Source organism: Luteimonas salinilitoris, assembly GCF_041300785.1.
GTDB lineage: Bacteria > Pseudomonadota > Gammaproteobacteria > Xanthomonadales > Xanthomonadaceae > Luteimonas > Luteimonas salinilitoris.
In genome coordinates this window covers 21,520-28,932 of sequence record NZ_JBFWIB010000024.1, presented here as the reverse complement: position 1 = coordinate 28,932, position 7,413 = coordinate 21,520, and the positions used below count along the sequence as shown (strand labels likewise).

The following is a 7,413-nucleotide window of genomic DNA, read 5'->3' as shown; positions in this document are numbered from 1 at the left end:
GCACGTTGGCCGATGATAGACAGGTGCGACCAATCCTCCGCGTAGTTGATCTGAGCCTACTTGTTATCTCGTCGCAGCCGCTCAAGCGTGACCTTGCATAGGAATCCTGGCACTGCGGAGTCGGCCTCCGCGTCGCTGCTATAACCGATCCGAAAGCGGCAATCGTTCGCACACCTCTCCCGCCGCCGACCGCCAGCAGATATCGACAGCCTCCCGATCCGAGCTGAGCCGCTCCTTCAACGCATCGAAGCTGCTCCGCTCGATCCTCTCGCCGTCGAGGTGCGTGACCACGTCCCCGCTCCTGAGCCCGACCCCGTCGGCAGGGGAGCCGGCCACAACCGATTGCGCATAGGCGCCCGACCGGTGCGGCAGGAGATTGATGCCGCTTCGATCGGCGACACTGCCGGTGTCGAATCCGGCAATGGGCCGCATCGACACCTCCCTGGCGGAGTAATCGAGGACCAGGTCGAAATTGCGCAGCACACCGTTGCCGATGAGCCCGATTGCCTTCGGCAGATCCTTGAAGTCGGCCCGGTCGAAGTAGGTGACCTGATCGTCGAACGCAAACCGGCCGATCGAGAACTTCGCGACTCGCCCGGTGATTCGCTCGATGGGTCCATAGAAGCCCTTGCCGCGCATCAGGGAGTGGCGCAGAGGAATCCCGACGCCCTCGGTCAGGTCGGGATTGAGGTACAGATAGAACGGCGCCCCGGAATCGAGGATCAGGCCCACCGATTCCTGGCTCGAACCCTCGCCCCGCAACTGCGCCGTGATGACCGGGACGCGTCCGGATACGTCAATGGGAAGCGTTTGCCAAGGCGGGTCGAACGCCCTGCTTTCCCGGGCGCGTGAAAAAGTGATGGTCCGGTTGACGTAGTCGATCTCGGTCACGAAGCGGCGCAACAGGTCATAGCCGATTGCACCATCGAAGTAGGCCTCGTCCAGGCTTCCGAACAGATGGGAGTTCGCCAGGGCGACATGAAGAATGGTCATGCCGGTGAGTCTGATGCCATCCAGGGAGATCGTCGCGTCGTTGACGATGTCCACGAGCGTCCCCTGAAAGCCGGCATCCTCCCCGATCCTGATCGACTGCTCGATGTCCAGTCCCAGGGACTGCGTGCGCTCGGTTTCGAACACGACGGTCGCCGCGGCGCCGGTATCGAAGGCGAACCGGAGGTCCGCGCTCCCGTTCACCCGCACCGGGATCATCAGGTGACCGTCATGCCACTCGAAGGGAATGGAAATCCGGTCGCCGGGCTTCTGCCACACGTGCCGGGACGATGGGTTGCCCGTCATGAGGTTGTCGAGCCCGCGGCTCGAGCATCCGGCGAGAAGCGCTGACAGGGCGATCCCCGCGCCAACGATGATGTTCCTGAGCGCACAAGCGTTCACTACGACCTCACTGCTGGAGAAGGCGGGAAACAGGTGTTGCGATATCGCGCAAACCTAGCTCGCCGCCGATCGGCCGCGATAGAACGTTTGTGCAGAAGACGATCGCACGAGATGCACCCATCGCATCGGAGTGACGCCGTACGCCTTCCGGAAGTGGCGCGTGAAATGGCTCTGATCCGAGAAGTGGCACGCCAGCGCCGCGTCTGACAGGGGCGCGCCCGCCAGGATCAGTCCCCTGGCACGATCCAGACGACGCATGACCAGGTACCGGTGCGGGCTGGTTCCATATAGCGACCGGAAATCGCGGGACAACTGCCACCGGTCGAAGCCGCTGACGTGTTCCAGCATTTCCAGAGAAACGTCCTGGTCCAGACAGGCGTCGATGTAATCGCGCGCACGGGTTGCGGCCGCGCAGTTCCCGATCCGCCGGCCACGCTTCTCCCCGGCGACCCGGCTCAGTGAAACGGCAAGGTGGTAGAGAGCGTCCTGATGCTCCAGCCGTTCCAGCGGATGCTCCAGATCGCCGAGCAAGGCATGCGCCGCGCCGAGAATGCCCGGGTCCGAAGAAATCGCTCCGTCGACGAACGGAAGCGCGGCCCCGCCCAGGATGTTCTGGATCAGGCATGGGTCGATGCCGATCGCGCGATATCTGAAGGCGGCATCGGTTCCCGCGCGGCCGTCATGCAGCTCGTCAGGATGCAGGATCAGGGCATTCCCCGGCGTCGAGTGGCAAGCGTTACCGCGGTAGTCGAAGCTCTGGACGCCCTGCAAGGTGAGCGCGATCGTGTAGGTGTCGTGTCGGTGCGGCTCGTAGGCATGCCCGGTGAAGCATGCCTCGAAGCGGTTCTCCGTTCCGGCGGCATGGCGGACCCAGTTCGATCGTTCCTCGGCTTTCATCACGGCGTGGCGAGTAGCCCTGCGATGCGCAGCTTATGGGGTGACAGTGGCCGGAACGCCGCCGATGGCATCGGCTTGGCCGAACGTCACGTTCTGCCGAATGCTGCTGCCAGGCGCGGGCGAGCGGGAGTGCCGGTTGTCAGCCGTACTTTGTGCATGCCAGTCCCTGATCAAGCAGGTACTCTGCAAAGACTTCGTCGACGGCGTCCTGAGACAGTTCGGCCGCTTCCAGCAGTCTGACTAACAGGCAACGCTGCCAGGCAGGAAGCGTTTTTCCCCACGCGGACAACGCATCGAAAGTATTAAAAGCTGCCACGGCCACGCCTCCCTGTCCATTCACGGGAGGATCGACAGTGGTGCCCGAGGCCGGACTCGAACCGGCATGACCGCGAGGTCGAGGGATTTTCGTACCACTTCGGCTTTGGCCGCCGACGCAAGCGCCGTTCGTGGTCTGGAGCACGCCTTCACCGTAGCGCTTGCGCCTTAGGTGCCCGCCGTCTGCTCTCTACACCTTCCTTCCGCTGCTCTGAAAGGCTTGGCTCGGCGTTGGCTCGGATTGAAGGTCCAGGGCGTTCACCGACTTTGACGGGCTTCACCTCCGAGGTTTCCCCGCAGAGGGCTCAATCTTCAAGTCCCTTGTGTCTACCATTTCACCACTCGGGCGTGGTCGGGAAGCTGCGACACTTCCCAAAATCTCCCCTGTACTGCCAAACTCCTGCCTGTCTTCTTGTCGCTAGTGGCACCTATATGACACCTAGGACTCCCACAGCATACTATCGCCGAGGCCAAGAAGCACTGCAATTCATTGTTTTTTCGGGAGTTTCTCGATCACGGATCGGACTTGACAGAGGGATTTTAGGTCCCTTGCGTCTACCAGTTTCGCCACCCGGGCCGGTGCGCTAGCGTGCCTGACACGCCTGGCGCATGGAACCCTAGCACCACCGGCGGTGGCTCGCCGGAGCCAGCCGGCAACGCGGCCGGAGCCAATGGCCGCGCGGCCATCGTGGCCGCCGGTCACCGATGCCGGATACTGCGTTCCGGCCCTGCGAGGAGAGACCGATGAAGCTGCTGCACGTGGGAGCGACAGGGCTGGTCGGTGGACACGTGCTGTCGCTGGCGCTGGCGCATCCGCGCGTCGAGCGGGTGACGGCGCCGACCCGGCGGCCGCTCGACGCGCACGCCAAACTGGTCAACCCCGTGGTCGATTTCGAACACCTGCCGGAGGACGCCGACTGGTGGGCCGCGGACGGGGTGGTCTGCACGCTCGGCACGACCCGCGCCAAGGCCGGATCCGACCAGGCCTTCCGCCAAGTCGATCTTGACTACCCGCTTGCCGTCGCCCGGATCGCATATCGCCATGGCGCCCGGGCCTTCGCCCTGAATTCGGCGCTGGGCGCGGACGCGGACTCGCGCATCCTGTACAGCCGTACCAAGGGCGAACTGGAACGGGCACTGGCGGACGTCGGATTCGCGTCGCTGGCCTTCGTCAGGCCGGGACTGATCGGCGGCGATCGGGCCGAGTTTCGCGCCGGCGAGCGCGCCGCCTCGGCATTGCTGCGCACGCTGGCGCCGTTGCTGCCGCGCCGCTACCGGATCAATCCTGCCGCCAAGGTCGCCGCGGCGTTGCTCGATGCGGTGGTCGATCCGCAACCGGGACGGCACGTGGTGGGATCGGAACAGCTGGCCTGAGCCGATTGCGGTGAACCGTCCGCCCAACCGACACCGCAAAGCGAAAAGCGAAAAGGCCCGCCTCAGGCGAGCCTTTCCGGGTGTTGCGGATGGAGGCCTGGGTCGGAATCGAACCGGCGTACACGGCTTTGCAGGCCGCTGCATGACCACTCTGCCACCAGGCCGGTGACTCGACGCAAGTCTATCGGAAAACCCGGCGGGCCCCGACAAAACAAAACCCCGCAAGCGGGGTTCTGTCGTGAAAACCTGGAGCGGGAAACGAGACGCGCACCCGAACCCTAACTCTTTGTCAGGGCAAGGATTTTTGCTTTCCTCACCCCGGACGTGGACTTGATTATGGACTTTTTTCAGGGGTCTGACAACGGGGCCAAGCCCTCTGAGCCGCCCTCGTCATTGATCATGGTCACCTAAGCTCATAGCGATGCTGGACACGGCCCATCGCAAGTTCGGGGCATGGTGCGGTAGATTGCCCTGACCGCCGCCAGCCGAAGCGTCCATGCCTGTCAGCCCCGAGCACGCCTCCCTTCGCCACTCTTCATCCGTGTGACGCCGCCCTGTCACGGTTCGAATCGACACTGCGTTTGTAGCAGTGGATGCCCTCTCTCACGCCCACACTGCACCGAAGCCCGGCGCCCTCCCGCCGGGCTTGCCCGGTCAGCATGCGGTATGGGCTGCTGTGGCCGTGCGAGGCGACTCGCGGCCAGCCCCACTTTCGCGGGCTTGGTCTGATTCGGATCCGGAATCCAGTCGAGCGGCCAACGTATCGGCCTGCTCGGCGAACTTCCGCAGGTTCGCTTTTCGCAGTTGCTCCAGATTATGCATCTTCCAGCGGATGCCTGGCAGCTGATCGAGATGCACGAGGTCTAGTCGCGTCCATTCCGGGTTGCCTGCCGCAAGCGAGAGCAGAAATTGGCGTTCGTTTTCATCGAGCCCTTGCTGCAACTCCTGCACCATGCGTTCGCGTGCCGCGAGGAGTGCTTCCAGCGGCACCGGTTCGATGGTCATGCCCTGGAATCCCTGCGCGTAGTCGCCTTGCACGTCGCGCAGGGATGGGAACCGCACTTCGTGGATCGGCCGATTGTGGCTGGCTAGATAGATCACGAACGCGTGCCGAATACCCGGCGTGATTCCTTTGTGCGAAAAGAGCTGCATCACGTCAAACGGATGCCCTAGAAATCGACTGTCAGGTATGCCGAGGCGAGCCGCCCCGGTATGAAGTGGTAGGTGCCGGCTCCGCGCAGATCGAACGCGTATTCGTCGAACACGTTTCTGATCGAGACGCGGAACGAGGCGTTCCGGCCGGCCAGCCGGAATTTGTAGCGCCCGCCGAGGTCGACCAGTGTGTGCGCCGGCAGTTCGACCCGGTTGTCGCGCGTCGCCGGCATGGCGCCGATATGCGACACGCCGAGATCGAGCGATACGCCTTCCATTCCCGGCGGACGCCAGTCCACGTTCAAGTCGAACTGACGCTCGGCAAGGCCGACCGGACGTTCTCCGACCCGGTCCGCGTCGACGTCCTCGCCATGGACGCGCGGGCGCATCAGAACGGCACCAATCACGACATCGAGGTTTTTGCCCAATCCGCCGGACAGGGAGGCTTCGAATCCCCGGCTGCGCACCTCGCCAAGTTCCCGATACAAGTCGGTTTCGTCGAGGCTGAAATACGGCTTGCGCACATCGAACACGCCCGCGACCAGGCGCAGCCGGTCGGTGAACCGGTAGCGGAACCCGGCGTCGTGCTGGGTGGTCAGGATCGCCGGCAGTGCCGCGTTGCGGTTGCTGGCGATCTGCGGCGCGACGCCGCTTTCCTCCAGGCCACGCGTGTAGCCGGCATACACGGCAAGCCGTTCGCTCAGATAGCCGGCGATAGTTGCGTTGAACAGCCACGGTGTCGCGCCGGTTTCGGCGCGCGGCAGCCCGGGTTGGTCGATGGTCTTGCGGTAATCGCTGCGCTGGATGCCGGCGCTGAGTTCGCCGACATCCAGCCAGCGCCCTTCGTAGGCGAGGCCAGCCGTCCACTGGCGCACCGTGTCGTGCGTCTGCGGCCCGAAGTCGTAGACGGGTTCGGGTACGTCGATGATGTCGCCGATGTAACTCCTGCCCAGGTCGATGACGTCGGTACCGCCATAGCGCCGGCTGCGGTCCCGTGCGCGCAGGTTCGCGTGCAGCACGTGCAGGCGTGGGCCTTCGCTGAAACGGCGACTCAGGCGGATTTCGCTGCTGGTCGACGCTGTCTTGAAGGCCGGATCGGCGAATACTTCGAAGCGCCCGGTGCCATCGGGCTGCAGGTCGGTCAGGAACGCATACGCATCGCGGTCGACGTCGTAATGGGAATGGAACACACCGGCACGCAGTTGCCAGCCTTTGGCCAGATCAGCGCGGCCGAACACGCCATAGTTGACCGCCGCGCGTTCGTACAATGCCCAGTGCGGGCCATTGAAGCGTCGTCGTGGAATGTGCGGCGGGAGATACGGGCCTGCGGGCACGTACCACGGGCCGATCTCGTAGTCGCGCAAGTACGCGCGCGACCAGAATGGCACGATCTCGATCGCCATGGTCGGCGTCCAGCGGAGCGCGGCGGCTTCGACATGTTCCGTGCTGCTGGTACCGTCGTAGCGTTCGTTTCCGTAGAGGGCGGCGCCCATGCCTATGCTGAGCGTCCGCTCGCGCAACGGCAACACGGCGTCGATCTCCAGGTTTGCGCCACCATCGCTGTCGCCGCCCAGTGAAACCGACAGCGAGGCCTCGTCGCCCGGCGTGCGGAAGGCATAGTCGATCACTCCGGTCGGTGCCGGGAAGGGATAGTTCTGCGCGGAAAGCCCGACCCGGATCGAGGTCGATCGGCGGATACGTGGGCTCAGGGGCCACACCTGGTCGAAGTACAGCCCATCGATCCTGACGTTGCCGGCTTCCGTGGGCGAAAAGCCGCGGACGCTGCTACTGCTGTAGATACCGATCGTTTCACGCCCGATGCTGGTGCCGAATGCATCGTCGGCCTGGGTGACGACGTTCTCGTCGCTCCGGCGCAATGTCGTGGGCGCATCCGTTGCTGGTTCCTCCTGTTCCGACGGGGAATCGGCTGCTTCCTCCGATGCAAGATCCTGGGCAGGCGCGACAAGCGCCGTTGCGGCGGGCGCGATCGCGCAAAGCGTGCTGAACCTGCAAGTCGACACTTCATCGCGGCGCGGATAGACCTGCACGGCGATCACCTTGCCGTCGTACAACGGCGTCAGGGGCTGGGTCAGCATGAAGTCGGTAAAGGTCTGCGCGTCCTCCCAGGCCGATTCGTCGGCGACGCCGTCGATGCGCAGCCCCGCCTCCTGCGCGCTCGCGAAGGAAGCGCAGGCCAGCAGGACCGCGCCGACCGGGGCCGCGATTGGCACAGGTGATCGGGGAAATCCGCTCGTCCTGGGACGGCTCGCCATGGCTCAAGTT

The 7,413-nt window shown here is 64.4% G+C and carries 6 protein-coding genes and 1 tRNA gene; 1 reads left to right on the top strand and 6 read right to left on the bottom strand.

What is annotated here, in order from left to right; all coding sequences use genetic code 11:
- Positions 1-138: 138 nt before the first annotated feature.
- From AB5T46_RS19435 to AB5T46_RS19425, 3 genes are all read right to left on the bottom strand, one after another.
- On the bottom strand, positions 139-1,392 hold the full coding sequence (locus tag AB5T46_RS19435) for an aspartyl protease family protein (RefSeq protein ID WP_370565756.1): 1,254 nt from the start codon (positions 1,390-1,392) through the stop codon (positions 139-141).
- Positions 1,393-1,446: 54 nt separating this feature from the next.
- Positions 1,447-2,289 (bottom strand): AraC family transcriptional regulator, encoded by an 843-nt coding sequence (locus AB5T46_RS19430; RefSeq protein WP_370565755.1) that lies wholly within the window; start codon positions 2,287-2,289, stop codon positions 1,447-1,449.
- A gap of 139 nt (positions 2,290-2,428) precedes the next feature.
- Complete coding sequence (locus AB5T46_RS19425; RefSeq protein WP_370565754.1) at positions 2,429-2,611, bottom strand: hypothetical protein; 183 nt, start codon at positions 2,609-2,611, stop codon at positions 2,429-2,431.
- A 737-nt stretch (positions 2,612-3,348) separates the two neighbouring features.
- Here AB5T46_RS19425 and AB5T46_RS19420 point away from each other — a divergent pair.
- Complete coding sequence (locus AB5T46_RS19420) at positions 3,349-3,978, top strand: Rossmann-fold NAD(P)-binding domain-containing protein (protein ID WP_370565753.1); 630 nt, start codon at positions 3,349-3,351, stop codon at positions 3,976-3,978.
- 90 nt (positions 3,979-4,068) lie between these two features.
- On the opposite strand, the gene AB5T46_RS19415 is transcribed toward AB5T46_RS19420, so the two are convergent.
- The 3 genes from AB5T46_RS19415 to AB5T46_RS19405 form a co-directional block, all read right to left on the bottom strand.
- A tRNA-Cys gene (locus AB5T46_RS19415) sits at positions 4,069-4,142 on the bottom strand.
- Positions 4,143-4,632: 490 nt separating this feature from the next.
- Positions 4,633-5,133 (bottom strand): hypothetical protein, encoded by a 501-nt coding sequence (locus AB5T46_RS19410; protein WP_370565752.1) that lies wholly within the window; start codon positions 5,131-5,133, stop codon positions 4,633-4,635.
- A 14-nt stretch (positions 5,134-5,147) separates the two neighbouring features.
- Entirely contained in the window at positions 5,148-7,403 is a 2,256-nt protein-coding gene (locus AB5T46_RS19405; protein ID WP_370565751.1) for a TonB-dependent siderophore receptor, read from the bottom strand.
- Between the last annotated feature and the right edge of the window lie 10 nt (positions 7,404-7,413).